The sequence below is a fragment of the Priestia megaterium genome (assembly GCF_023824195.1).
Classification (GTDB): Bacteria; Bacillota; Bacilli; order Bacillales; family Bacillaceae_H; genus Priestia; species Priestia megaterium_D.
In genome coordinates, this window is sequence record NZ_CP085442.1 from 3,301,899 (window position 1) to 3,325,073 (window position 23,175).

33 protein-coding genes are annotated in these 23,175 nt (G+C 38.9%); 4 read left to right on the forward strand and 29 right to left on the reverse strand.

Going from position 1 to position 23,175, the window contains the following annotated elements; genetic code table 11:
* Nucleotides 1–46: 46 nt before the first annotated feature.
* The 4 genes from LIS78_RS16945 to LIS78_RS16960 form a co-directional block, all read right to left on the reverse strand.
* Nucleotides 47–1,429 (reverse strand): sensor histidine kinase, encoded by a 1,383-nt coding sequence (locus LIS78_RS16945; protein ID WP_252284035.1) that lies wholly within the window; start codon nucleotides 1,427–1,429, stop codon nucleotides 47–49.
* A complete protein-coding gene (locus LIS78_RS16950; RefSeq protein WP_195782596.1) occupies nucleotides 1,426–2,100 on the reverse strand; it encodes a response regulator transcription factor in 675 nt (224 codons plus the stop codon). Before LIS78_RS16950 ends, LIS78_RS16945 begins: the two co-directional genes overlap by 4 nt.
* A 163-nt stretch (nucleotides 2,101–2,263) precedes the next feature.
* The gene (locus LIS78_RS16955; protein ID WP_252284036.1) at nucleotides 2,264–3,145 is read right to left on the reverse strand and encodes a PhzF family phenazine biosynthesis protein; all 882 of its coding nucleotides are present in this window, start codon (nucleotides 3,143–3,145) and stop codon (nucleotides 2,264–2,266) included.
* Between the two features lie 14 nt (nucleotides 3,146–3,159).
* Nucleotides 3,160–3,504 carry a YunG family protein gene (locus LIS78_RS16960; protein WP_195782594.1) on the reverse strand — a complete coding sequence of 115 codons (345 nt, stop codon included), beginning with the start codon at nucleotides 3,502–3,504 and terminating at the stop codon, nucleotides 3,160–3,162.
* A 190-nt stretch (nucleotides 3,505–3,694) separates the two neighbouring features.
* On the opposite strand from LIS78_RS16960, the gene LIS78_RS16965 reads away from it, so the two are divergent.
* Complete coding sequence (locus tag LIS78_RS16965; protein WP_195782593.1) at nucleotides 3,695–4,468, forward strand: DUF2628 domain-containing protein; 774 nt, start codon at nucleotides 3,695–3,697, stop codon at nucleotides 4,466–4,468.
* 59 nt (nucleotides 4,469–4,527) lie between these two features.
* Here LIS78_RS16965 and LIS78_RS16970 read toward each other — a convergent pair whose 3' ends face one another.
* From LIS78_RS16970 to ymaG, 3 genes are all read right to left on the reverse strand, one after another.
* Nucleotides 4,528–5,664 (reverse strand): GAF domain-containing sensor histidine kinase, encoded by a 1,137-nt coding sequence (locus LIS78_RS16970; protein ID WP_252284037.1) that lies wholly within the window; start codon nucleotides 5,662–5,664, stop codon nucleotides 4,528–4,530.
* 80 nt (nucleotides 5,665–5,744) lie between these two features.
* On the reverse strand, nucleotides 5,745–6,317 hold the full coding sequence (locus tag LIS78_RS16975) for a GNAT family N-acetyltransferase (RefSeq protein WP_195782591.1): 573 nt from the start codon (nucleotides 6,315–6,317) through the stop codon (nucleotides 5,745–5,747).
* Nucleotides 6,318–6,665: 348 nt separating this feature from the next.
* The gene (gene ymaG, locus LIS78_RS16980) at nucleotides 6,666–6,965 is read right to left on the reverse strand and encodes an inner spore coat protein YmaG (RefSeq protein WP_252284038.1); all 300 of its coding nucleotides are present in this window, start codon (nucleotides 6,963–6,965) and stop codon (nucleotides 6,666–6,668) included.
* A 517-nt stretch (nucleotides 6,966–7,482) separates the two neighbouring features.
* Between ymaG and LIS78_RS16985 the strand changes: the two genes are divergently transcribed.
* Complete coding sequence (locus LIS78_RS16985) at nucleotides 7,483–7,626, forward strand: YjcZ family sporulation protein (RefSeq protein WP_075421040.1); 144 nt, start codon at nucleotides 7,483–7,485, stop codon at nucleotides 7,624–7,626.
* Between the two features lie 314 nt (nucleotides 7,627–7,940).
* On the opposite strand, the gene LIS78_RS16990 is transcribed toward LIS78_RS16985, so the two are convergent.
* From LIS78_RS16990 to LIS78_RS17000, 3 genes are all read right to left on the reverse strand, one after another.
* Nucleotides 7,941–8,387 carry a GNAT family N-acetyltransferase gene (locus LIS78_RS16990; protein ID WP_252284039.1) on the reverse strand — a complete coding sequence of 149 codons (447 nt, stop codon included), beginning with the start codon at nucleotides 8,385–8,387 and terminating at the stop codon, nucleotides 7,941–7,943.
* Nucleotides 8,388–8,407: 20 nt separating this feature from the next.
* Entirely contained in the window at nucleotides 8,408–8,791 is a 384-nt protein-coding gene (locus tag LIS78_RS16995) for a MerR family transcriptional regulator (RefSeq protein WP_025751010.1), read from the reverse strand.
* Between the two features lie 370 nt (nucleotides 8,792–9,161).
* Entirely contained in the window at nucleotides 9,162–10,097 is a 936-nt protein-coding gene (locus tag LIS78_RS17000) for an aldo/keto reductase (RefSeq protein ID WP_195782588.1), read from the reverse strand.
* Between the two features lie 277 nt (nucleotides 10,098–10,374).
* Here LIS78_RS17000 and LIS78_RS17005 point away from each other — a divergent pair, with 277 nt between their 5' ends.
* The gene (locus LIS78_RS17005; protein WP_013057984.1) at nucleotides 10,375–10,590 is read left to right on the forward strand and encodes a hypothetical protein; all 216 of its coding nucleotides are present in this window, start codon (nucleotides 10,375–10,377) and stop codon (nucleotides 10,588–10,590) included.
* Nucleotides 10,591–10,624: 34 nt separating this feature from the next.
* Here the strand turns inward: LIS78_RS17005 and LIS78_RS17010 are convergent, their stop codons facing one another.
* Nucleotides 10,625–11,545, reverse strand: coding sequence for an EamA family transporter (locus tag LIS78_RS17010; protein WP_195782587.1), 921 nt, complete (start codon nucleotides 11,543–11,545; stop codon nucleotides 10,625–10,627).
* A gap of 108 nt (nucleotides 11,546–11,653) precedes the next feature.
* Here LIS78_RS17010 and LIS78_RS17015 point away from each other — a divergent pair, with 108 nt between their 5' ends.
* The gene (locus LIS78_RS17015; RefSeq protein ID WP_252284040.1) at nucleotides 11,654–12,553 is read left to right on the forward strand and encodes an AraC family transcriptional regulator; all 900 of its coding nucleotides are present in this window, start codon (nucleotides 11,654–11,656) and stop codon (nucleotides 12,551–12,553) included.
* A 34-nt stretch (nucleotides 12,554–12,587) separates the two neighbouring features.
* Here the strand turns inward: LIS78_RS17015 and gvpU are convergent, their stop codons facing one another.
* The 18 genes from gvpU to LIS78_RS17105 form a co-directional block, all read right to left on the reverse strand.
* Nucleotides 12,588–13,001: a gas vesicle accessory protein GvpU gene (gene gvpU, locus LIS78_RS17020; protein WP_252284041.1), complete on the reverse strand. Its 414-nt coding sequence runs from the start codon at nucleotides 12,999–13,001 to the stop codon at nucleotides 12,588–12,590.
* A 23-nt stretch (nucleotides 13,002–13,024) separates the two neighbouring features.
* Nucleotides 13,025–13,894 carry a GvpT/GvpP family gas vesicle accessory protein gene (gene gvpT / locus LIS78_RS17025; RefSeq protein WP_252284042.1) on the reverse strand — a complete coding sequence of 290 codons (870 nt, stop codon included), beginning with the start codon at nucleotides 13,892–13,894 and terminating at the stop codon, nucleotides 13,025–13,027.
* A 36-nt stretch (nucleotides 13,895–13,930) separates the two neighbouring features.
* Nucleotides 13,931–14,233, reverse strand: coding sequence for a gas vesicle protein (locus LIS78_RS17030; RefSeq protein ID WP_195782584.1), 303 nt, complete (start codon nucleotides 14,231–14,233; stop codon nucleotides 13,931–13,933).
* A gap of 21 nt (nucleotides 14,234–14,254) precedes the next feature.
* Nucleotides 14,255–14,539, reverse strand: coding sequence for a gas vesicle protein K (locus tag LIS78_RS17035; protein ID WP_057244333.1), 285 nt, complete (start codon nucleotides 14,537–14,539; stop codon nucleotides 14,255–14,257).
* Entirely contained in the window at nucleotides 14,493–14,780 is a 288-nt protein-coding gene (locus LIS78_RS17040) for a gas vesicle protein (RefSeq protein ID WP_013057991.1), read from the reverse strand. Before LIS78_RS17040 ends, LIS78_RS17035 begins: the two co-directional genes overlap by 47 nt.
* A gap of 17 nt (nucleotides 14,781–14,797) precedes the next feature.
* Nucleotides 14,798–15,607 carry a GvpL/GvpF family gas vesicle protein gene (locus LIS78_RS17045; RefSeq protein WP_252284043.1) on the reverse strand — a complete coding sequence of 270 codons (810 nt, stop codon included), beginning with the start codon at nucleotides 15,605–15,607 and terminating at the stop codon, nucleotides 14,798–14,800.
* On the reverse strand, nucleotides 15,608–15,874 hold the full coding sequence (locus LIS78_RS17050) for a gas vesicle protein GvpG (protein ID WP_013057993.1): 267 nt from the start codon (nucleotides 15,872–15,874) through the stop codon (nucleotides 15,608–15,610).
* Between the two features lies 1 nt (nucleotide 15,875).
* Entirely contained in the window at nucleotides 15,876–16,643 is a 768-nt protein-coding gene (locus tag LIS78_RS17055) for a GvpL/GvpF family gas vesicle protein (RefSeq protein WP_252284044.1), read from the reverse strand.
* A 14-nt stretch (nucleotides 16,644–16,657) separates the two neighbouring features.
* Nucleotides 16,658–17,584 (reverse strand): gas vesicle protein GvpN, encoded by a 927-nt coding sequence (gene gvpN / locus LIS78_RS17060; protein WP_252284045.1) that lies wholly within the window; start codon nucleotides 17,582–17,584, stop codon nucleotides 16,658–16,660.
* A 28-nt stretch (nucleotides 17,585–17,612) separates the two neighbouring features.
* Nucleotides 17,613–17,879 (reverse strand): gas vesicle protein GvpO, encoded by a 267-nt coding sequence (gene gvpO, locus LIS78_RS17065; protein WP_075421049.1) that lies wholly within the window; start codon nucleotides 17,877–17,879, stop codon nucleotides 17,613–17,615.
* A 76-nt stretch (nucleotides 17,880–17,955) separates the two neighbouring features.
* Nucleotides 17,956–18,222, reverse strand: a complete 267-nt coding sequence (gene gvpA, locus LIS78_RS17070; RefSeq protein ID WP_013057997.1) for a gas vesicle structural protein GvpA — start codon at nucleotides 18,220–18,222, stop codon at nucleotides 17,956–17,958.
* A gap of 19 nt (nucleotides 18,223–18,241) precedes the next feature.
* Nucleotides 18,242–18,715, reverse strand: coding sequence for a gas vesicle protein GvpQ (gene gvpQ, locus LIS78_RS17075; RefSeq protein WP_195782580.1), 474 nt, complete (start codon nucleotides 18,713–18,715; stop codon nucleotides 18,242–18,244).
* 25 nt (nucleotides 18,716–18,740) lie between these two features.
* Complete coding sequence (gene gvpT, locus LIS78_RS17080; protein WP_057244327.1) at nucleotides 18,741–19,217, reverse strand: GvpT/GvpP family gas vesicle accessory protein; 477 nt, start codon at nucleotides 19,215–19,217, stop codon at nucleotides 18,741–18,743.
* Between the two features lie 60 nt (nucleotides 19,218–19,277).
* Nucleotides 19,278–19,538: a gas vesicle structural protein GvpA gene (gene gvpA, locus LIS78_RS17085; protein ID WP_252284046.1), complete on the reverse strand. Its 261-nt coding sequence runs from the start codon at nucleotides 19,536–19,538 to the stop codon at nucleotides 19,278–19,280.
* A 443-nt stretch (nucleotides 19,539–19,981) separates the two neighbouring features.
* Nucleotides 19,982–20,467, reverse strand: coding sequence for a general stress protein (locus LIS78_RS17090; protein WP_252284047.1), 486 nt, complete (start codon nucleotides 20,465–20,467; stop codon nucleotides 19,982–19,984).
* Nucleotides 20,468–20,648: 181 nt separating this feature from the next.
* Nucleotides 20,649–21,128, reverse strand: coding sequence for a DUF2798 domain-containing protein (locus LIS78_RS17095; protein ID WP_195782578.1), 480 nt, complete (start codon nucleotides 21,126–21,128; stop codon nucleotides 20,649–20,651).
* Nucleotides 21,129–21,375: 247 nt separating this feature from the next.
* Nucleotides 21,376–22,620: a glutamate-aspartate/proton symporter GltP gene (gene gltP, locus LIS78_RS17100; RefSeq protein WP_195782577.1), complete on the reverse strand. Its 1,245-nt coding sequence runs from the start codon at nucleotides 22,618–22,620 to the stop codon at nucleotides 21,376–21,378.
* 201 nt (nucleotides 22,621–22,821) lie between these two features.
* Nucleotides 22,822–23,160: a zinc ribbon domain-containing protein YjdM gene (locus LIS78_RS17105; RefSeq protein ID WP_013058004.1), complete on the reverse strand. Its 339-nt coding sequence runs from the start codon at nucleotides 23,158–23,160 to the stop codon at nucleotides 22,822–22,824.
* Nucleotides 23,161–23,175 lie beyond the last annotated feature (15 nt).

Genomic DNA, 23,175 nt, shown 5'->3' on the forward strand with positions numbered 1-23,175 from the left:
TATTTAAAGTATAAAAATAGAAAATGAATGGAAGATGAACGGCTCATTACATTTTCGGAAGATAAACGTGAAAGGTGCTGCCTTTTCCTTTTTTGCTTTCAACGTGAATGGAGCCCCCGTGCATTTCGACAATTTGCTTCACAATCGCTAAACCAAGACCGCTGCTTCCTTCCGTCCGGCTTCTTGCTTTATCTTCTTTATAAAAACGATTAAAAATATGCGGGAGGCTTTCTTTTGACATGCCGATTCCCGTATCTTGAAATTCCACGTGGCAATACGTGTCTTCCATATGAACGCGAAGAGACAGCGTTCCTCCTTCTTCCGTGAACTTTACGCTGTTTGTAATCAAATTTATCCACACTTGATGAAGCAATTTTTGATCGCCTGAAATCATCGTTGAAGGAAGATCCATTTCAATGGCCAGCTCTTTTTCACGCCAGCTCCACTCCGTCATAAACAGCACTTGCTTGATTTGAGCTGCAACATCAAACGTGCTTTTGTCGATATGCTGACTTTCTTTATCAAGTGAAGCAAGCGTAAGCAGCTGTTTGCTGAGCGACGACATGCGCCGGCTTTCTTCTTCAATAATAGACAGATACTCATTTCTCTGTTCATCAGAAAGATGTGCAGAACGGAGCGTTTTCGAAAACCCTTGAATGGACGCTAGCGGAGACTGAATTTCATGTGACACGTTGGATACAAATTCTTGGCGCATCTCTTCAAGCTGCTCTAAACTTTTAGCCATCTCGGAAAAATGTGAAGCAAGCGCGCCGATTTCGTCTCGGCGCTTTACGTACAGCTCGACGTTGTATTTTCCTTTTGCCACTTGTTTTGTCGCTTCCGTTAGCTTGACAATTGGTTTTACTAAATAACGCGTACTAATAAGCACAAATAAAATACTTAATACAATCATCAGCAATAAAATAACCGAGAAAAAAATGCGCATTTCCCCGAACTGCAGCTGAATATCTGGGCGAATAAACAGCGCTTGCTGCTTATTACTCTCTCCTTTTAAGGGCACGCCGATGGTATTGGCTAACACATTATCAAAAAACCCCGTCACAAACACCTGTGAAGGAAAGTTTGCAATTCCGTGATACATTTTTCCGTCCAGCACTTGTTTGACAGCACTCTTTTCTAAGCGCTGATTTCTAAATTCCCGTCCGTAAAACGTCCCATGTCCGCTGCTGTCCACCACATATATTTGATAGCCTAATTTACTAATATGCTGTAAATAAGCTTGTTGATCCACGCCCCTATTGCTTTCGTAAAAGCTCGCAATGTCTTTTGCCATACGCGTAAGCTTTTGATCGTTATAAGGTTTTAAGCTGTACTGATAATAAACGTTTGCTAAAATAAACGCTAGGAGACTGCTAAATACCATTACAGCAATTGTCGTCAGGACAATCCGCAAATAGAGTGTCTTCATTTTGCCGTCACCTCAAGCTTATAGCCGACTCCTCGAATCGTCTTAATGACAAAATCATCGGTATGTTCAAACCTCTCGCGCAGCCTTTTTACGTGTACATCGATTGTGCGGTTATCTCCGTTAAAATCTGCTCCCCATATCAGATGAATTAATTCTTCTCTTGTGAAAATTCTTCCTGGATAGCTCGCAAGCTGAGCTAATAATTCAAATTCTTTCATTGGAAGAATTAACAGTCGCCCGTTGCAGTGCACTTCATAGCTTTTTCGGTCGATAGAGGTGTTGTTCAGCACGATCATTTTTTCATTTACCACTTCGTACCGGCGAAGCAGTGCTTTGATTCGGAAAATCAATTCTTTTGGTTCAAACGGCTTTGTCACATAGTCATCCGTTCCTGCTAAAAAGCCTTTTTCTTTGTCTTCTAACTGGTCTTTTGCCGTTAATAAAATAATGGGAAAATCATAATAGCTGCGTATTTCTTCGCAAACTTCATATCCGTCTTTATGAGGCATCATAATATCGACAACCGCTAAATGAATGTGCTGCTTAGCAAGCAGACCCGAAGCTTCTTCTCCGTCTTTTGCTTCATGCACCATATAGCCTTCAAGCTGCAAATAGTGACGAACTAATTGCCGCATATGCTCATCGTCATCCGCCAGTAAAATGTGAATCATTTCCTCTGCCACTCCTTTTATCAACCATTTAAAATGGCGGCCTTTTGGCCGCCATCATTTCTTCTTTCAGTATCTATCTGTTTACTAGTGTAACCAAACGCCGTGGTCATATTGCGTTTTTATTAGGATAAGGATTTATTGTGAACAGCAGATGAACAGCTTGTTACAAAATCCATTCACCGCGCGCAATCATCTCTACTTTTCCGCCTACTTTAATGTGAAAAGCCTCTCCGTCATAACTAGCTTTTACATACAGCAGTGAAGGTCTTCCTATTTCGTATCCTTGTTCTACACATATGTCAATCACGGTCTGATTTAAATAACGGTATTTAACTAAATACGCTGCCAAACAGCCGTTGGCGCTGCCGGTTGCTGCATCTTCTGGAACACCGTAGTAGTCGGCAAAATCTCGTACGTTTAAGTGATGATCTTCGTGATAGGTTTCCGGTGAAAAGACCATAATCGCTTTAGCTTCCGTGTTTTCTATCAGTTTGAAATATTTTTCTTTGTCTACGTTTATCTCTTTAGCTGCTTCTAATGATGTTAACGGGACAAGGATGACCGGCAGACCGGTGGATACTTCTTGAACGGGAAAACGCATATTGATATAAGATTCATCAAGGTTTAACACATCCGCCACTTGCTTTTTATCTAACACTTTCCCAAACGTCGGCTGACCTTGCTTCATCCATAGTACATCTTTTTGTTCATCATATGTAACGGGCGTAGGACCTGCTTTATAATGAAGAGTATGCTCCTCTGTATCTTTTTCTTCTAGTTCCTCTCGAATAACATAAGCGGTTCCGAGCGTCGGATGGCCTGCAAACGGCACTTCTTCATTAGGCGTAAAAATCCGCACGTCATATTCTCCTTTTTGTGGAGAAGTCGACGTAATAAACGTCGTTTCAGAGAAATTAATTTCTTTAGCAATTTGCTGCATGTCTTTATCTGAAAGGCTTCCGGCGTCTTGAAAAACAGCGAGCTGATTTCCGGTATATTTTCTCTGTGCAAATACATCAACAATGGAATACTGAATACTTTTCATTTATGTGTTCCTTTCTAAAGCGAATTTTTATGTATGAAATAGGTCATTACTTTTTTCTTTAAAGCTTCATATTGCTCCTTATTCGTATCCATAAACGCTTCTTCCCGACTGGACAAAATGTCTGCATAATGGAGAGGCTCACGAAATTGTTCTTGTGTAAAATCACAGCGTTGTTCATCGAGCTGATTATAGAAATGCCATCCTGCTTTACACGGCGTTTTTAAGATATCTCCTCCTTTTAGATCTTGAACGACAAGCGCCGTCACGCCGCACTGTCCCTTGGAAGGATTGTCAGCCGTCCACTTGGTGCTTGAATGAATTGACCACGATTGGTGCAGGGCTTTCTTTAAACTATTCATGTGCGAGCAGCTCCTTTTTCTTCAAATCTACCATATTCTTCTTGTTTGTGAAAGTTCTTGTTGAAAAATCCACAGTGTAAATATTCTTACTTTAAAAATAATTTAAGGAAGAATAGAAAAATACTAGAAATAATGTATAATAATAGAGTCATTTTAGATGATAGATTATAACCAATGAAAGGTGTTTTAAATGGAAGAACAAGCAGTAAATAAACTCGTTCCTTTTGAAGAAGAGCATAAAGTAGTTCGAACGAATACGTCGTATTATGATTTAAAATGGGGAAAAACAGCCAATCCAGCTAAAAATAACACGTGGAACTGGGCAGCCTTTTTTCTGACAAGCGCTTGGTTTGCATACCGAAAAATGTATAAGCACTTTTTTATTTTATCGCTTATTGAAGTAATTTGGTTTTCCCTTTTGTGCTTTGTAGACATACCAGAGTGGTCCGATGCAATTGTGTTCGGCGGTGCTTCACTTATTACAGGGCTATGTGCCAACCGCTGGTATTATAAGCACGTTAAAAACGTGTTAGCTCGAGCCGAAGCTCAGCCGGAGCAGCGGAAAGAAGCTTATTTGCAAATAAAAGGCGGCACTCACATCGGAATTGCTATTGGTTTAAGTATCTTGGCGCTTGTGATTACTTTTGGAGTCGGAGCGGGATTATCATTTTTACCAACAAAAACGAATATTAAAGATGTAGTTCGCTACGGCGACGAAGCAATTACGCTTGAAACGTACAACGATCATCCAAAATGGACCTATATTAAAAAAGAAGGCCGTCATCACGTTGTACAATTTACCGGCTACGATTATACAGAAAAAGAGCATGTACGCATTGTGTTTAACGTTTATTTGGATAAACAAATTTACGAGTGGGACAAAATTTACATCAACGGCAAAAAGTTAAATAAAAAAGATGCGGAAGACTATGAATACTGGATTGAAGACAGTTCAGCATATTAAAAACGTCAGCAAAAAAAAGAAAGGATGAGTGCTTGCTCTCCTTTCTTTTTTGTTTTATCTTAAAGCGTCAAAGGCAGCTTCACCCTCACCACTGTCCCGTTCTCATCACTTTCAATCGCAAGCTTACCGTTATGCTCGTTGATGATTGTTTTACAAATAGAAAGCCCTAACCCCATGCCTGTTCCATCTTTTGTTGAGAAAAATGGATTTCCTACTTTATTAATAATGGATAGCGGAATGCCAGAGCCGGTATCTTGAATGTCAATAAGAGCCCAACCTTCCCATTGTTTGATGATTAGATTTACTTCGCCGCGTTTCTTTTTCTCCATTGCTTCAATGGCGTTTTTCAAAAGATTCATAAACACTTGTCTCATTTGAGCAGGATCGATTGATACAAGCGGAATGGCTCCTTCTATTCTTACGTTCATTTCGACATTATACAGCGCAGCTTCACTTTTCAAAAAAGCAACCGTATCATGAATAACTTCTAAAATCGATACGATTTCTTTTTTAGGCGCTGTTGGCTGCGTGACAAGCAAGAAGTTGTTAATGAGTTCATTCATACGATCCAGTTCATCAAGAACAATTTTTTGAAAAGGCTCTGCCTGTTCATTTTCATTAAATAAAAATTGAATAAAACCGCGCACCGACTGCATCGGGTTTCGAATCTCATGCGCTAACCCTGCTGCTAGCTGCCCTACGAGCGCTAGTTTATCAAGCTGCAGAATTTTCTCTTCAATTTTCGGCAAAACAGCCGCTTGATTTTTATAAATAATATGAGACAAAATACCAGCCAGCCGGTTTAACCCTTGAATTTCACTTTCGCTAAACTGATAAGGATCCGGATCGACCGCGCATAAGGTACCAAACATTCTCCCGTCTTCTAGCACAATAGGCGTTCCTAAATAAGAACCTACCCGGGCACCATCAATGATGGCTAAATTAGACGTTCTAACATCGCGTTTTGTATTGGGAATAACAAGGGGTTCATCACACGTGACTAAGTTGCATACCGCAAGCTCTAACGGCAGCGTCAGTCCATCCTCTACAAGGCTTCCCCCTTCTTTATTAAAGGCTTTCATAACTGAAAATTGTTCGTCGAAAATCCCTACAAACAGCGTCCTGCTTCCGACTACTTCGCTAGCCATCTGCAATACATCCCAAACGGCTTTTTCATTGATGTTCCTCTCTTCCATTACCTTAGTCACCTACTATTTAAATATAGACTGTTCTATTCTCTTATTCTCATTATAAATTTTAAATGTAAAAACGTATATCAAAATTTTAAGAACTCGTTTATTTCTTCTATTTCATCATTAGGGTTAAGGATAGCCAAGACTTGATGATCTTCCCATATGCCATTAATATTTACATTTTTTCTAGCAATTCCTTCCCTATGAAACCCTGCTTTTTCGAGTACGCGCTGAGAAGGCAAATTACGTGGCATGACGCCGGCTTCAATGCGGTGAAGATGTAACTCTTCAAACGCATAGCCAACAAGTGCTTTTACGGCTTCTGTTGCGTACCCTTTTCCATTATGATGCTGATCTAGAAAATAGCCGATAAACGCGCTTTGTAAAGATCCGCGCAGCACTTGAAAAAGACTAATGGTGCCAATCAACTTATTATTCTCTTTTTGAAAAAGACCAAAATAGTATTCTTCATCGTTTTTCCTATTCTCTTCGTGACGCTGAATTTTTTCTACTTGGCTCTCTAACGTATAAAAAGAATGCTCTCGAATCATAGAAAACTGTTCAAAAAAGCCGCGATTGTCATTTTGCAACCGAAGGCTGTCATGCGCATCGCTGACAGTTAACGGGCGTAAATAAATAGTATGGCTTTCAATCATGTTATGTCTCTCCCTCTTTTACTTCTCACAGAAAGTTGTGTAAAAAGAATGCTTCATTAATATTTTCCATTTTCTCACATAGTAAGCGTTTCTTACTGTAATGTAAAGAACAAAAAGCACAATTCTAACATCTTTTCTTTATCTCTTTCTGCCGCTATTTTTTTATTTCTTCCCTATGTAAAAATAAAAAACCACCTGGAAAATCACCAAGTGGTTTTTTATATTGAGTGGGGTGCACGCTCTGATTAACTGTGGATGGATATAAAGCCTTACATTCCAAAACAGACTTCTTTATAGAAAAGAATGGTGTGAAAAATACTTCTTCTGAGATTTTTCTTTTACTTGCGTTTAACAGCCGCAGCCAAAGCCATAACCGCCGTAGCCGCCATAGCCACCATACGGATAACCACCGTAACCATAGCCGTAGCCACCATAGCCATATGGTGATAACAGTGAGCCTGCTACTAGCCCTCCTGCTAATCCTCCTAAAAATGGACCTCCAAAGCCAAAGCCAAAGCCAAACGGGCGTCCGAAACCAAACGGTCTGCCAAAGCCAAACGGTCTGCCAATAAACCTTTCATCTGCGTGTTGAAGTTGATGATGATCTTGAGAATACATAGTAGGTAAAAAATGCATTTCTGAATTCATAAGAGAAACCTCCGTTTTTTTGTTTTTTGCTTTCACCCAAGAATATGCATTTACCTAGTCGCTGTCTTGGGCAAATATCTGGGTTATGCTGAAAATAAGGGAAAAGAATTACGAAAAAAAGCAAATTACTAGGTTTATATGAAAATGAGCTTGATTTCTCTTTAGTACCTAATACATACAAAAAGAAGCAAATCCTGACTTAGAATGGTATACGGAAAGTACTAACGTGTTTATTTCATAGTAAAAAATAAGAAGCCGAAGAAAAAATTCTTCGGCTTCTCCTTCATTATGTACGCAGGCTAAGGAGGAAGTGGTATTAGCCTGCTTCGTTATAACATGGGGGCTCATATATGAGATCTTGGGATGATTCATCCTATGTAGAAAGTGAAAAAAAGTACCGTGTCCATCTTATTTTCTTATCTTTTTTTATTTTCATTGAAATCATTGGATATTTTTGGAGCACTTTTGCATTTCAGGCATATGTTAAAAATGTACTCAGAACTTGGAGGTGAAATATATGGGCTTCTATGGTGGCTGTGGTTATGGCGGTTACGGTTACGGCGGCGGCGGGTTTGGCAGTGGCTTTGCTTTAATCATCGTATTATTCATTTTATTAATCATCATCGGCTGTGCTTGCTGGGGAGGATTTGGCGGTTGCTAATCATTAGAAATAATGATGAACAGCTTCATTTCCACTAATTTTTTTACCAAAAGCTAGCTTTCCACTTTATTATGAAAAAGCAGTGTCCACATAATGGGCACTGTTTTTAAATGAGCTTATGAACCGGATAATAATAAGACTAAGCATTGTGAAAAACTGGATTTTTTTAATCTGCCGTTTCTTGTCTACTTCTTCTCATCACCTTGTTTTTCTTGTTCATACTTCCTTTTCTTCTACATATTAATAGATAAAAAGATTAATTAAAAAGAGAGTCACTCTGCAACTCTCTTCCTGCTCTATGTAGATGCTAAACATTAAACAAACATTTTTTTCAAGACAACGCGCTGATCATTTACAGTATAGCCGTTTCTTTCATAAAAAGCTTGTGCAGCTCCTCCAGTCGCCGTCAAGAGATACAAGCTGTTGATATCGTGTCTTTGAAGTTCATTCTCAAACCGGCTTAAGATAGCTGAACCATATCCTTTTCCCTGCACGCTTGCGCTGACGCAAAGCTCGGCCACGTAAAAGGTCATACCGCTGTATGATTTTTTCGCGTGACCTGCAATCATTCCAATCAAATCTCCTTGGTCATAAAATAAATAACCCATAAATTTAGGTGTGTTCAGTAAATCAGTCAGCCTTTCTCTAGCTGATTTCTCTGTCCACGGCTCATTCCAAGGTTTTTTTGTAAATACATTCATATACAAGTTAATGCACTGCTGCATATTCTCTGCAGTGAGAAGTACTACTTTTTCGATCATTTTTACGCTTCCTTTTTTGTTTAGTTTGAAGGCTTGTTAACAATTCGCTCGTACATTTCCGGCAGGTGCTTAATTTTATAATCAATAGTCTCAAGCTTGTGGTGGATTTCTTCGATTTCTTTTTGTACCGCTTTTTTATGATCCATCAGCATTTGCAGACTTTTATCAAGCACAGCATTTTCAAGCGTACAGTTTTCAATAAGCGTCCGAATGTCCTTGATTTGCATACCGGTGCTTTTTAAGCAGCAAATTAAATCGATCCATTCAATATCTTGTTCTTTAAAAATACGATTCCCTGACGCTGTACGATCTAAAAATGGAAAAAGCCCTTCTTTATCATAATAGCGAATGGTATAAATTGTCACGTTCAATTTCTTTGCAACTTGTGAAATGGTATACGTCATACTGCTTCCTCCTGTATCTTAAACTTCTCAGAAAAACATGATGAGTTTGCCTTGACCTCTAGCTATCTCGAGGATTTATTCTTTTATAGTCTTCTTCATTGCGCTCTTTATGCTGCAGACTTTTTGTACAAGCAGCAAGCAACATATATTTAAACCCGAAAGGATGAATACGATGAATACTGCTCATATGATGTTTACCATTGTAATTGGCGGTTTTATTGCCTTTTTATTAGGTCTTGGCGTCACAAAAATAGTTGAGCTGCTGCTGCACTTTTTTCTATCTTAACCAGTAGTTACTTATCGTAAAACGCAGGTAACTCCGTTCCATATCCGAACGGAGTTACCTGCTTTATTTTAAGAACTACAGCGCTTAAGGCACCATGTTGCCAGCGGCTTTATAAATATCGTACCACTCTTCGCGCGTTAACTTGATTTCTGAACCTTTGCTTGCATCTTTCATACGTTGAATATTTGTGGTACCAAGCACTACTTGGATGTTTGCAGGATGCGTTGTGATCCACGCAACGGCAATCGCTGTATTCGTCACGCTATATTTACTTGCAATGCGATCAATCACTTCGTTTAGCTTTCCAAATTTCTCTTTATCGCCGAGGAAAGGTCCTTCAAAAAATCCATTTTGGAATGGCGACCATGCTTGAAGCGTTATATCATTTAAACGGCAATATTCAAGCACGCTGCTGTCGCGGTTCACAGCTTGGTCGATGCCCATATTTAAGGAAATACCAGAGTCTATGATTGGCGTATGTGCGATGCTGAACTGCACTTGGTTTACGACAAGCTTTTGGTTGATATATTTTTCAAGCAGCTGAATTTGCGCTGGGTTGTGGTTCGACACACCAAAGTGACGTACCTTTCCGCTGCTTTGAAGCTCATTAAACGCTTCTGCTACTTCTTCAGGGTCCATCAGCGGATCTGGACGATGAAGTAATAAAAGATCTAAGTAATCTGTTTTTAAACGCTCTAAGCTGCCGTTAACAGAGTCTATAATATGCTTCTTTGAAAAGTCATAGTAATTTTTCGCTGAGTTAATGCCGCATTTACTTTGAATCACCATTTTCTCACGAAGACTTGAATTCATTTGTATAGCGTTTGCAAAATACTCTTCGCATTGTCCTACATAATCAGGACCGTAAATATCAGCATGGTCAAAAAAGTTAATTTCTTCTTCCATTGCTGTGCGGATTAGCTTCTCTGCTTCTTGTAAAGAAAGTTCTGTTAAGCGCATATTTCCCATAATTAAATTTGATACGTGTAAGTCAGTATTAGCAATTGTATGATATTTCATATAAAGCCCCTCCTTGAAATGATACTACTACAAGATAAACCATAGAGTTAACTCTAGGTCAAGCAGAAAGAATAAAAGATTTTATAAGCAGCGACGGTAAAACACCCTATCTTTTTTGGTAAAAAGATGAAATACTGGGTTGTGGTGTGATAAAAGTCACTGCCGCTCTGCATTTCATTTAGTAGTATATGTTACGTTCTTTTCTTCCTTTTTATCGAAGCTTATTTCATAACAAACCATACATCAATCTATCAGGCAAAGGAGTTTATCAATCACTATGCAGAAAACGAAAGCAAAACGATTTGAAATACAGTATTCCGTTCTAAAAGATGAAGCCAAAATCAAAGGAACTTTTGTGATAGAATCTGCTAAAAACCGAGATGACGCCTCAAGACTTGCTAAATTAAATGTCTCTACAAAAGAAAGAGTGTTTATTCAATATGTAAAGATTTTAAAAGTCAAACGAGTTTCTACAGATTCGGCGGCAAAGTGACATTAGTTTGCTTCTTCTTTTAGCAAGCCCCCATTTATGCTGAAAGTGTCGTCTCAGAAGATGCTTGTTTCGTTCGTGTGAGTAATAGAACTAATCCAATAATACAAGCTGTGCCAATCCATTGATAAAAACCAAAAGGCTCTTTCAGCCAAACAACGGTTGTAATAACAGCGGCTAAAGGCTCTAAACTTCCAAGCAAACTCGTTTCTTTAGGTAAAAGACTTTGCAGGCTTTCTACATAAAACCAAAAAGCAAGCATCGTGCCAAAAATAATGACAAATAAAATATATCCACAGGTTATTGGTGATAAGCTTGACGCTTCCCAAGGAGGATGAATAAAGCTCATTACGCTTCCCCCAATTACCATTGACCAGCCAACGATGACCAGCGAACTGTACTTTTTGATCAGCGGCACCGCATACAGCGTATAAAAAGCAGCCGCTACGCCGGATAACACTCCCCAAACAACGGCAGATACAGGAACAGACAGCTGAGAAATAGAGCCGTTTGTTAATAAAAAAAAGCAGCCCCCCAGTGCCAGCAGAACAGTGATGACGTCTTGTCGCGTAAATATAGACTGCTTGCGCAAAAGTAAATAAATGATAATCATCACCGGTGATAAATACTGCAGCAGCGTAGCTACTGCTGCATTTCCATGCTTAATAGAAGCCATATACGTATACTGAACGGCAAGCATACCAACTATGGCAAAAACGACGAGCTGAAAAGCTGACTTTCGGTTCTTCCATACTCCAAATACGTGAGAACGATTACTTTTCATACATGAAATCATTAGCAGCAAAAAACCCGCAATGAGCAGCCGTACTGACACAAGCCAGTCTACACTGATTTCAAATTCTTGAAAAAGCTTTTGAGCAACCGTTCCTCCCATCCCCCAACATATAGCACCAGTTGTTACAAAGAAGAACCCTTTTTTTCTGCTGAGATTGTTCATCTTTCATCCCTCACTTTTATTATAAGAATAGTGTTATAATAAGTGAAAAACGGGGAAGAAAATACGCATATTGCATTAAAAAATATAAATATATTGAGGTGACTGTGTATGCCAGCAGCCCATTTTAAAATTGATAAAAACTTAAAAGAGCTAACGACCCATCGCACCGTTGAGCTGCCAGTAGCATGTTATCAAACGACAATCGGTGATCACATAAACGGCTACATCCCTCTTCACTGGCATGATGAGCTTCAATTTGTGTTGGTTATAAAAGGTGATGGGTCTTTTCAAATAAACGAAAAAACAGTGACTGTAAAGCAAGGCTACGGACTGTTTATTAACAGCGGATGTCTTCATATGACTGAAGACGTAAACAAATCCGGCTGCGTGTACATTTGTTTAAATGTTTCTCCTCATTTTCTTGTGCCGCAAGAGCTTTTTACAAATTACGTTTATCCCTACATTCATGCAACAAATCTATCACATTTATTCATCAGTCCAAAGCAAGCCTGGGGGAATAACGTGTTAGAGTCTATACATAAGATATACACATGGATTCATAAGCAGCCGCACCACTATGAAATAGAGATTGCCTCTGAACTCAGCATACTGTGGAAAAATTTAATTCTTAACGGTTTGCAGCTGAAATACAATGAAAAAGAAATGATCAAAAATCAGCGGATGAAGCAAATGCTTAACTGGATTCATTTGCACTTTGCTGAAAAGATTACGCTCGATGATATTGCCACAGCCGGTCAATTGAGCCGTTCTGAATGCTGTCGATATTTTAAGAAAATGTTAAAAAAATCGCCTTTGACTTATGTATTAAACTATCGAATTCAGCAAAGCTTAGTTATGCTGCAGCAAGCAGAAGCAAATGTGACGGACGTCGCCTATCAAGTAGGATTTAATAGTACAAGCTATTTTATTAATCAGTTTCGAAAAGAAATGAAGATGACTCCGCTCATGTATCGAAAAAAGAAGCTACACATCTCATCACATCACTAAAAAACGGCGGGACAATCACCCCGCCGTTTTTTTATTAACTCTTTTTACTCGTCGTTTTTGTGTCAGAAATCTTCCCTAAGAAAAACCCGTCTACTTCTGCTATTTTCCCTCTCCAATAGATCTTTCCTTTAGAGGGAGTGGACTTACTGTCTCCACAGTAGATCTTTGTATTTTTCAAATGAATAAAATGGGCTTCTGCTTCTCCGTTTGATTCGCTAGCTTCGCTTGCTAAAGAGAATTGTTCGCTTAGCGCCTGAGCCACTTCACTGCCTTCTTCAAACGTTTCGCTTAAGTAATCAAAGTATTCTTTTGCTGAAATCATGGTACCGGAAATCACAGCGCCGTTTACATTTAATGAAATATCAAGTGAAAAGCCGTGTTTATTAGAAGCTTTCACAAAGTATTCAAGCGTATTGTCTTTAGTTGAAAAAGAAGGGCCTGTACTCATGTATTTCTTTCCTCCTTTACACCTTAGGCTGTTGTATCGTCTTCACTAGAAAGAGATGTTGCGTCTTCATCTTCTTCGTCAGTGTTTTTCTTTGCTTTTGTATTTTTTGATTTTTTAGCTGTTGACTTTTTTGGTTTCGTTTCCTTTTTGTCTTCAGTTTCATCTTCTTCGTCTTCTTCTGTTTTTACTTTTTTATTTTTTTTGTTTGAGCGAGAATCTTCGTCTTCTTCTTCGCTGTCTTCGTCACTTTCTTCTTCCTCTTCTTGCTCATTTTCTTTTTCATTTTTTTTACGAGTCTTAGACGTTTCTTCTTCGTTTTCTTCGTCCTGCTCGTTTTCTTCGTTCTCATCGCTCTCTTCTTCGTCGGAATCTGTATCTTCCGCTTCTTCGTCTTGATTTTTATTGAGGCTAAGCTCAACAAGCATGTTCATTTTTTCTTCAAGCTGTGATAAGCGATCTTGAAGAGTTTGATTTTCTTCTTTTAACTCGTCGTACTCTTGAACGTTATCGTCTTCTGTTTCGCTACTAGAAGAATTTACGTTTTCTTCATCATCTTTTGATTTATCTTTATCTTTTTTAAACAAGCTTCCCGCAGATGTTTTCAGGCTGGCTACACTGCTTTTTGATTTTTCTTTTACCTTTGTTCCTAAATCGGATGCTTTGCTTTTTAATTCGTCTGTATCAATGCGGTCAAGAAGACTTTTTCGATTTTCAGGAGTAGATACATATCCAATCGTTGCACCGATGATGCCTCCTGCTACCGCTCGTTTGATTGGCCCGCTGCTTGTTGTTTTGCTTTCTTTCGAACCGTTCTTTTCTTTTGAACCGTTTTCCTTGTTTTTATTTTCCTTGTTTTCTACCTGTGCGTTATCTAATTTTGTTTCAGTTGCCATTGTAAATCCCTCCATTTTTTAAGTAGCGTACAGTTTTTAACGTTCCGTTTCTATCTTTTCTTCAAGCGCTTTTAACCGCTCATGCAGCTGTTTATTTTCTTCTTCGAGCGCTTTATTATTGGCTCCTTTTGAACTGAGATACGGATCATTTTCCCACCAGTCCATGCCGATTTCTTTTGCTTTATCAACCGAAGCCACAATCAAGCGTATTTTTATCGTTAGTAGCTCGACATCCGCAATTCCTACGGTAATGTCCCCCGCTATAACGACTCCTTTATCCAAAATCTTTTCGAGCACATCTACAATCGTACTTGACTGCATATTATGTTCGACTGCCATACTGTTCCTCCTATTGACCGCTTAAAGCAGGCTGCCTAGCGGCCCAAGATCAATATTTAAATCTTCTGCATCCAGACCGAACACCTCTTTCAACTCGTCCATTTTTTCTTCTAAGTTCATTAGTGCAATTCCCAAGTTTTCAATTTGTTCATCCGTCAACGTTCCACCCTCCACCCGCCTCATGGCATGACGTTCAACGATTTGCCTCAATAGCTCAATAACTGTCATCACAAGCTGCGCTAAGCCGTGTTCAGCTTGATCAGGATCCAAGTGGATTCGTCCATTTGCTTGGCTGACCGGTTGCATCCATTAATTCCTCCTTTTGTTTATCAAATTGTTCAGAAGTGATTGGTTTGCGATTTCCTTCTTTTGCTTGCACAAGCGTTTCAACGGAAGAAATAAGCACCCGCAAATCCAAATACACTAAATCGACGCCAGCTATGGAAATGATTAAGTCTCCTTTAATGGCGACTCCTTTATCTAAAATGACATCTAAAATATCAATAAGAGCAATATCTTTATTCTCCATGGATTGTTTAAGAGACATACTGTTAATTCCTCACTTTACGCAAAGCTCGAGAAATGATAGGGCGGCCATGGTCCCGTCACTTCAAATTTCCAGCCTTTAATTTCAAGCTTTTGCTGAAGCTCTTCTATTTCGTTTACGAACTTAGTGATCTGCAGAGACGGGAGAAGAAACACGCTGTTCCACGCCATCTGTTCAGCTGCGCCCGTTACGTCCTTGCTCCAATTCTTTTTAACAGAGTCATAAAGTGATAATTCTTTGAGCTTGTCATGTATCTCTTCACACACTTTGTTTTTGTGAAGCTCTAATTCTTTTTCAATCAGCTGATCTATTTTTTTCTTTTCAAAAAACTGTCTTCCTGGTGATAAGTGACTAATTTCTTGTTTTTTTGCTTTCACGCTTTCATTCGTTTCGCTGATTCCTTTTTTAAGCTCCGTATCATCACAGTAAATTTTCACATTCCACTCTTCATTTCCTTGAAGCAGCGTCAGTGAATTCTCTATCTTTTCTTTGTTAATCTCAATAGCTGCTTGCAGACTTTCTTCACCTTTATAAATGGTGCAAAATTTTAATGGAATGATCGTAAATTCTTCGTACAAAGCGGCTACCGTTTCATGATGATGAAATGCTTTTTCCTGCAGCCAGCTCATATCCTGCTCCATTTTTTCTTGAATCACTTCTTCTGAATAGGTGTCAGCATCCAGCTTAGACACTACAGCCGTCACCTGATCAATCGTTATTGGGTACAGTGAATGTTCTCCGTCAAACCCTTTATAAGATGGAAACGGCTCTATAGATGCTGCTTCTTTTGTTGGAATTAAACCGTATAAATATAATAATTCTCCCATCTAGGATTCCTCATTTCTTTTTTGTGTTAGCTCTTCCCATTGTTCAATTTCTCTGCGTTTCGCTATTTCGTACCTCATTAACAGCTCATCTTCTTTTTCTTGAAACGCTTCTTCCGGAATTTCACCAAGCTCAAACATCATTTGAAGCTGAATGAGTTTTTGCTGAATCGTCGGAAGGTCATATAGCTGTTTATCAGCTTCTTCCTGTACTTTTTCGCCGATTTTTACTACAAGATTAATAGGGGCGGTGACCAATTTGTGAAGCACGTTATTTCTCTTCTACTTTTAGGCGAATGTTCACAAAATTATAGGCAGGCCAAGGACCGCTGTAATGAAAATCGGCTTTGTTTTTCCAGTTTTCATGCGCTTCATTCACTTTTTCATCAAACTTCGCTTCATCTTCTCGGTTAATTAAGAAGGACGCGTTTAAAAGCATTGTTTCGCCCGTTGGCTCATTTGCTTTTGCTGCTTCCGCTGCTTCTTCAAGCGGAGAAAACACATCTGTCTTGACTTCTTTTTGCAGGGAAGTAAACATTTTTTGAGCCATTCCCCCAAGTTGAATACGCTCATAATAACCGGCTGCTTCTGATTTTCCTTTTACTGATGCTGATACTTTTTCAAGTTCAGGATTTTCGTTTACTTTTTTCTCAAGCCATTCTTTTTTCCCAATTACTTTTAAACCGACTTCAATTTTTCCTTTGATCGCTGGAAACAGCTTTTCAAACTGCGGATAAAGGTTTTCCAAAAGAACTTTTACATCTTCTTCGGATTTGAATACATTCCCAAAGCTGATTGGAATAACCGTATCGTTCTTGTCCATAATCGCTGCTACTGCGTTTTGATGCATTAATAAGTTTTGGCGATTAGGATGATAAATTTTCATCGGTACTTCAGCTGCTACCATAGCCGCGTCTTTGTAGCATATCAAAAATGTTTCAGCGTTTGTTCCTTCTACTTCCACGGCGCCAAAATCTTCGTCTTTATCTGTTTGAATGGCGCTAAAAATATAAATACCTGTTTCGTTTGTTTCACTCATGTTTTCAAGCTCCTTTACTTTTCTTCATTGTCTATATTCTTACACTCTTCTAAAATGATTTTTTCGGCTTTGCTTTTTGCATTTTCTTCGTCTAGACACCTAGTAAGCGGATGACGCAAAATATCTATGCATAACGTTTGAAACGCTTCGTCATTTCCATCGATAGCAATGTCTTGCTGGGTGGCAAGGGTAGCGATCATGAGCGAAGCCCGCAGACTAAGTCCGCTGCTGTTTTCGTCTCCAGAGCGGTTTCGCACGTTTGCTACAAGCGTTACAATTGTGCGCGCTTCGTCTTCTTCTACGTCCGTTTTCTCCGTTAAAATCGCTGTCTCTCTGTCAATGTCTTTATAATCAATAAACATGGTAATTAACCTGTCAAGAAGCGCATCTTGCGTATCATATACGCCAGCATACTCAGCTGGGTTGCTTGTGAAGATGACGCGGAAATCGGGATGCACGCGCACAAAAGGATCGGTCATTTTCACTCCATACAGCGGCAGCACACCTTCTTCTAATATCGATAGAAAGATATTATTCGTCGCCGGCTTAGAACGAGTAAATTCGTCGTAAATCAGCGTATAGCCATTTTTTACAGCTTCAAGCAATCGGCCATCCTGCCAGTTTTCACTCACTTGTTCATCTTTTTTATAGACAGAACGAACATACTGGTCGATCACTTTTTTGCTCGTATAGCCCTTAAAATCGCCAATTAAATCTTTGTTGTTGAGCTCGTGATTCCCGTGCATCAGCATCACCGGGCGCTTTCTTTTTTTAGCAAGTGCTCGCGCTAAAGAGGTTTTGCCTCCGCCGGCAGGACCTGTAAAATGAATGGAATAGCCGGATTTTAAATAGCTCAGCGCTCTTGAAAGAACCTCTTTCGTCTCGTCATCTTGTATAAAAGCTCCACTGCCTTTTTTCCTTTTGTCTGTTAAGACGGTCATTTTTACGTTCCTCCTGCCATCTTATCGTTTATGCTTCAATGCCAATGGCGCTTCTATATCTGACGTCGAGTCGTTTGAATGAGATGACTTCTTTTCCTTTATTTAAAAAGCACTCGTACGTTCCGAGCATTTCATCTTTTGCGTATTTTTTCATATATTCTCGTTCTTCAATCACTTCAACAATAACTCTCCAACCTTCATCTTCAGTAGCTTCCACCGAGGTAATTTTATGAGGAGGAGCTACGTGTTCACCGAAAAAGTCGTTCACGGCTTGCATAATTTTTTTAATTTCCATTTTTAGTAGCCTCCAATAGTTAGATCTAAAAGCTGGAACCACCCTCAAAAACGGGAAGGTTCCATATCACTTCATATTAAATACTAAAACGCGGCTGTCCTTCACTTGAATTTGAACGTTCTGGAAGACCGTTTTCTTCTACGTCGTCACGAAGAAGCCCAACTGCTTCTGCATAGCGTAACCACGTATCAACACTTGCGATAACCACTCGTGCTTCAATCGTTAAAATTTCAATTCCTACAACAGACACTCTTGCAAAAGCATCAATAACAATTCCTTTATCTAAAATACGGTCAATTACTTCTGCTAAACTTGAACTATTAGTACTTTTTTGAATAGACATATCCCATTTCTCCTTTCGCTTATGATCCCATTGTTTTTAAATCTGTAGATGATTTAATATCAGTGGAACTTTTAATCTTAGTAGAGCTTTTAATATCAGTTGCTTTTTTAATCTGATTTACGCCTTTTATTTTCCGCTTATTTTTTGACTTATCTTTATCGTCTGAAGAAGAAACTTTTTCTTGAAAGTCTTTTCCAGCTTCTTTCACATCGCTAAGCTTATCTTTTACTGATAATAAGACGTCTTGAAGCTTTTCTTTTGCTTCTTCTCCTTTGCCGTGTACCTTACTGGCATTTTTTTCTTTTGTTTCCTGCAGTTTTTCTGACGCTTCATTTGCTTTTTCCTGCAGTTTCCCTTCAGTTTTTTCGACAAATTTTTCTTTTGCTTTTTCTTTAACCTTTTCTTCTACCTTTTCCTTAACAGGTTCAGGCGTATGATCGATGATCTTTTTTCCTGCTTTTAAGGCTGCTTTCTCCACATCTTTTTTATCCATGAAATTCCCCTTCAGGACGAATATCTTACTTTTTAGCGTCCATGAGTTTGTTTAGCATCTCTTCAATGCGCTGCAGCTGATCGTTCATATTTTTATTTTCTTCTTTTAGCTCTTCGTACTGAGACGTTTCCATTTCTGCGCTTTCGCTGACTTCTTCCTGCGAATCTCCCTGTTCATTTGATGCATCTTCTTTTTTCTTTTTAGGTGCCAGCAGTTTGCTTAAATTGTCTTTTTCAAGATAGCCTGTAGCTGTCTGTCTTAATGCTCCCATCGCTTGCTGCGTTAGAATATCCTGTGCGTTTCTTCTTAACTCTTGTCCTGTCGCACGTACAATTTCTGATTGTCCTAAGCGGCTCAGTACTTTTTTACTCGTTTGAGGACTTGAAAGAAGCCCAATTCCCGCTCCTACTACGCCTCCTAAAATGGCAAGATTTAAAGAGTTTTGCGTTTTTTCTTCCTGCTGCTGATTTTGTTGTTTTTCATTTTGATCAGTTGTTGTCATGTTTCATCCTCTTTTCTCTTATTATTATTTATTTAATGAATTTTCTAATGATTAAAAGACTTAAAAACTAAGCCCTGCTCCTCGCTCCTCTGTTCGGCCAGGCAGCCCGTCTTCCTCTACTTTGTCGGTTAATAACCCGACGGCTTCTGCGTAGCGAAGCCACGTATCGACACTTGCAATAACGACTCGTGCTTCAATCGTTAAAATTTCAATTCCTACGAGTGATACTCGAGCAAAAGCATCGATGACAATCCCTTTGTCGAGAATTCGATCAATCACTTCTGCTAAACTAGAACTATCTGTACTTTTTTGAATACTCATTTTTAGCAGCTCCTTTCGAAATTTAGCTAAATGAATGACGCTACTAATCAACCTGCTTAACTTTTTAAGTAAACATACTTTTGAAATATACTTTTTAACCCTCTTTCAAACATGAATAATTTGCTAAAAAGTAATTCCTGAAAATAAATTAGAAAATTATTCTAATACGTATAATAATTAACAGTTAATTTATGGATGTGACTTACGCGTAAATCCTTCTATTAAAGCTTTCATCAAGATTCCGATCCCAAAATAAAACAATAAATACATTATTGTTACAATAATATTACATTATAATTTAAGGCATATTATTACTCGATACACTATGACATATTTTGATATTTTTAACTTTTATGGAATATTATTGTTCGGTGAATGTGTTTAAATCAGCACATAAAAAAATCTGCCGCACTGCGACAGATTTCTCCTACATATCATACGTTCTATAAAATCATTCCGGTTAAAGGCGCTTTCGGGTTTCCATCATGATCTGAATCTTCTTTGTCTACTAAAACAAGCAAGCTGCCTTCTTTGACTGAATCATTATATTGTTCGGCCTGCTGTTTTGGAATTCCCATACCGACTAAAATACCAGATAGACCTCCTACGCTCGCACCAGCTGCTGCACCTGTTAATGTAGCTACAATCGGACCAGCCGCCACAATTGGACCTATTCCCGGTATTGCAATAGCGCCGGCACCTGCTAATATTCCGGTCAAGCTCCCTAGCGTACCTCCGGTAAGTGCTCCAGTTGCTGCCCCTTCTGCTTTTGTATTCGTTTCTTTCTGAACTTTTTTGGTCTTTTTATGTTTGCCGATGATAGATATTTCTTCTGATGTATACCCTTCTTTTTTCAAACTCTCTACAGCTTGAATTGCTTCTTGTTCCGTTTCGTATACCCCCACAACATTCTTTGCTTTTGCTTCCATACTATCTCCTCCTCATTAATGTTTTGTGTACCCAAGAGCATTACTTTGAAACGTTTTAGAGAGTAAGTAATTATAAATAAATAACGCCAAATCACTCTTCATTTAGTGGCTTTCTTCTCTTCTTACCAAACAGCTTTGCATAACAAAACCCTAAGAAAATATGCGTTCTTAGGGTTTTGATTTAAGCAGCTGCCGGATTCTTTTTCACAAACTTCACAAACAATCTGCGAACTAAAGGCCCCATAATCAGAAGCTGAAGCGGGTACGCCACGATAAAGTTTTTCATAACGATAAATGCATAGCTTGTAAGAAGCGGTTCTCCGTCTAAACCTTTCGTAAGTGACATCGTAATTAATCCGTATACAGACATGCAAAGTACCATTCCGATAACCATACATGATGACAGAATCAACACTACTTTTAACTGTTTAGACTTATCAAACGGCAGTGAAAATGCTACTTTTTTTGCTACGGGACCGACCAAAAAAGTTTCGATAGCCATTGCGACTACAAATGTGATAACCAAGTTCAAAATACCTTCTGCAAGTTTGATATGCCCGATGACATCATTTATTAACATGTTATACATCGTCATAACAAGCACCATCCCTCCGCACATCATCATTCCAAAATACATACCTTCTTTTTTAGTTGTTGGCACATTCCTCATCCTTTTCATCTTTTTTACTTGGCTTAGTATAGCTTTTTATATTCCTTCTTCGTAAGTGAACATTTTGTGAACATTTATGTAGAAAATCCCCTGTGATTAAAAAACGTCACAGGGGATTTTCTAGATTTAAGCGGCTGGTGCTCCTTTTTTATGGAGGAGTGAGTATGGAAAATCTAGTCTGCACCTTTGAAACTTTAACAAAAAACCCCCGCTCTATAGACTAAAGCGGAGGTTGGTTTTATAGAGATTCCGTGTGAGATCCAGGCGGAATCGGTGTTTGGGTTCGGAATACTTTTTCCCATTTTGAGACGACGATACAGGCAATGGCGTGGCCTGGAACGTTGACTCCTGTTCTCGCCATATCCATAATGCGGTCCACTCCTGCAATAATTGCCACTCCTTCAGCCGGCAGACCTACTGCATTGGCTGTTGCTAAAAGCACAACAAGTGAACCTGACGGGACAGCCGCAATCCCTTTACTTGTCATCACCAGTATAAGCATCATAAATAATTGCTGAGTTAATGGCATGTCAATATTAAAAGCCTGTGCTAAAAAGACGCATGAAACGGATAAATACAGCGTGGATCCATCACAGTTTAACGACAGGCCCGACGGAATAACAAACGACACAACTCGTTTAGGACATCCGTACTTTTCCATACGCTCCATCAGCTGTGGAAGCACCGTTTCTGTACTTGTTGTTGAAAACGCAATAAGAAACAAATCCCAAATCATTTTGAACACTTCAAAGTAGTTGAATTTAAACAAAAATCCAACAAGCGGAAATAAAACAAATAAAATAATAAAAAGGCCTAAAAAGACGGTTCCAATTAGCTTCAGCATCGGAAGCAACAGCGCAATTCCATACTGCCCCACAGATGCAGCCATTAGCGCTAGTACACCAAGAGGCGCTGTGACCATAACAATTTGTGTTAGTTTAAACATAATTTTAGCGGTGGACTCAAAAAATTTCATTGCCGGTTCTGATGCTTTCCCAACTCCCGAAGCGGCAACACCGAATAAAATAGCAAAGAAAATCACGGCCAGCAAATCATTTTTTGCCATCACATCTACGATATTCGTTGGAATGATGTTCAAAATCATTTGTTTAAAATCCACGACTTTGTCGGTATACTGAGACAATTCACCGATATCTTTTTTAACAAGATGAGAAAGATCAAGGCCTACTCCGGGCTTTAGCAAGTTAACTAATAGAAGTCCCAGTGCTAATACAAGAGTTGTAATCACTTCAAACCAAATAATCGTCTTTAACCCTAAGCTGCCCATTTGTTTCATACTGCCGCTTCCCGCAGCACCTATGACGATGGTTGAAAAGACAATCGGAACCACAATCATTTTAATGAGGCGAATAAACCCGTCTCCTACCGGTCTTAAAGCCATCCCGAAGTCCGGGAAAAAGTGCCCGATAACAGCTCCAATTACTAATGCAATTAAAATTTGAAACGCTAAAAACTTTTTCACATTTCTCCCTCCCCTTTGTCTTCATGAAACGGACATCCATTCCATTAATATCCAAATTCTCAGACACTTTAAGTAAGTTCGGGACATTTAGCTAGATTCCTTCTAAAATAGACAAATTGGTCTATATATTTTGCTTTATCAGTTAAAATACATAGAAAAAAGCCAGGATGAAGAACAACTTCACTCTGGCTTTTTTAATTCTTATGCTTTTTTAACAAACTGAGATTTTAAGCTCATGGCTCCAAATCCGTCAATTTTGCAGTCGATGTTATGATCGCCTTCTACTAAACGAATGCTTTTTACTTTCGTTCCGATTTTTACAACCGATGAGCTTCCTTTTACTTTTAAGTCTTTGATGACAGTAACTGAATCTCCGTCTTTTAAAAGATTACCGTTTGCATCTTTTACAGTAAGCTGTTCTTCCGTACTTTCTGTTTTTTCATCTTGCCCCCATTCATGCGCACACTCCGGGCAGACGAACAGGCTTCCATCTTCATATGTATACTGTGATTGACAGCTTGGACAATTAGGTACATTCATTTTCTTTTCCTCCAG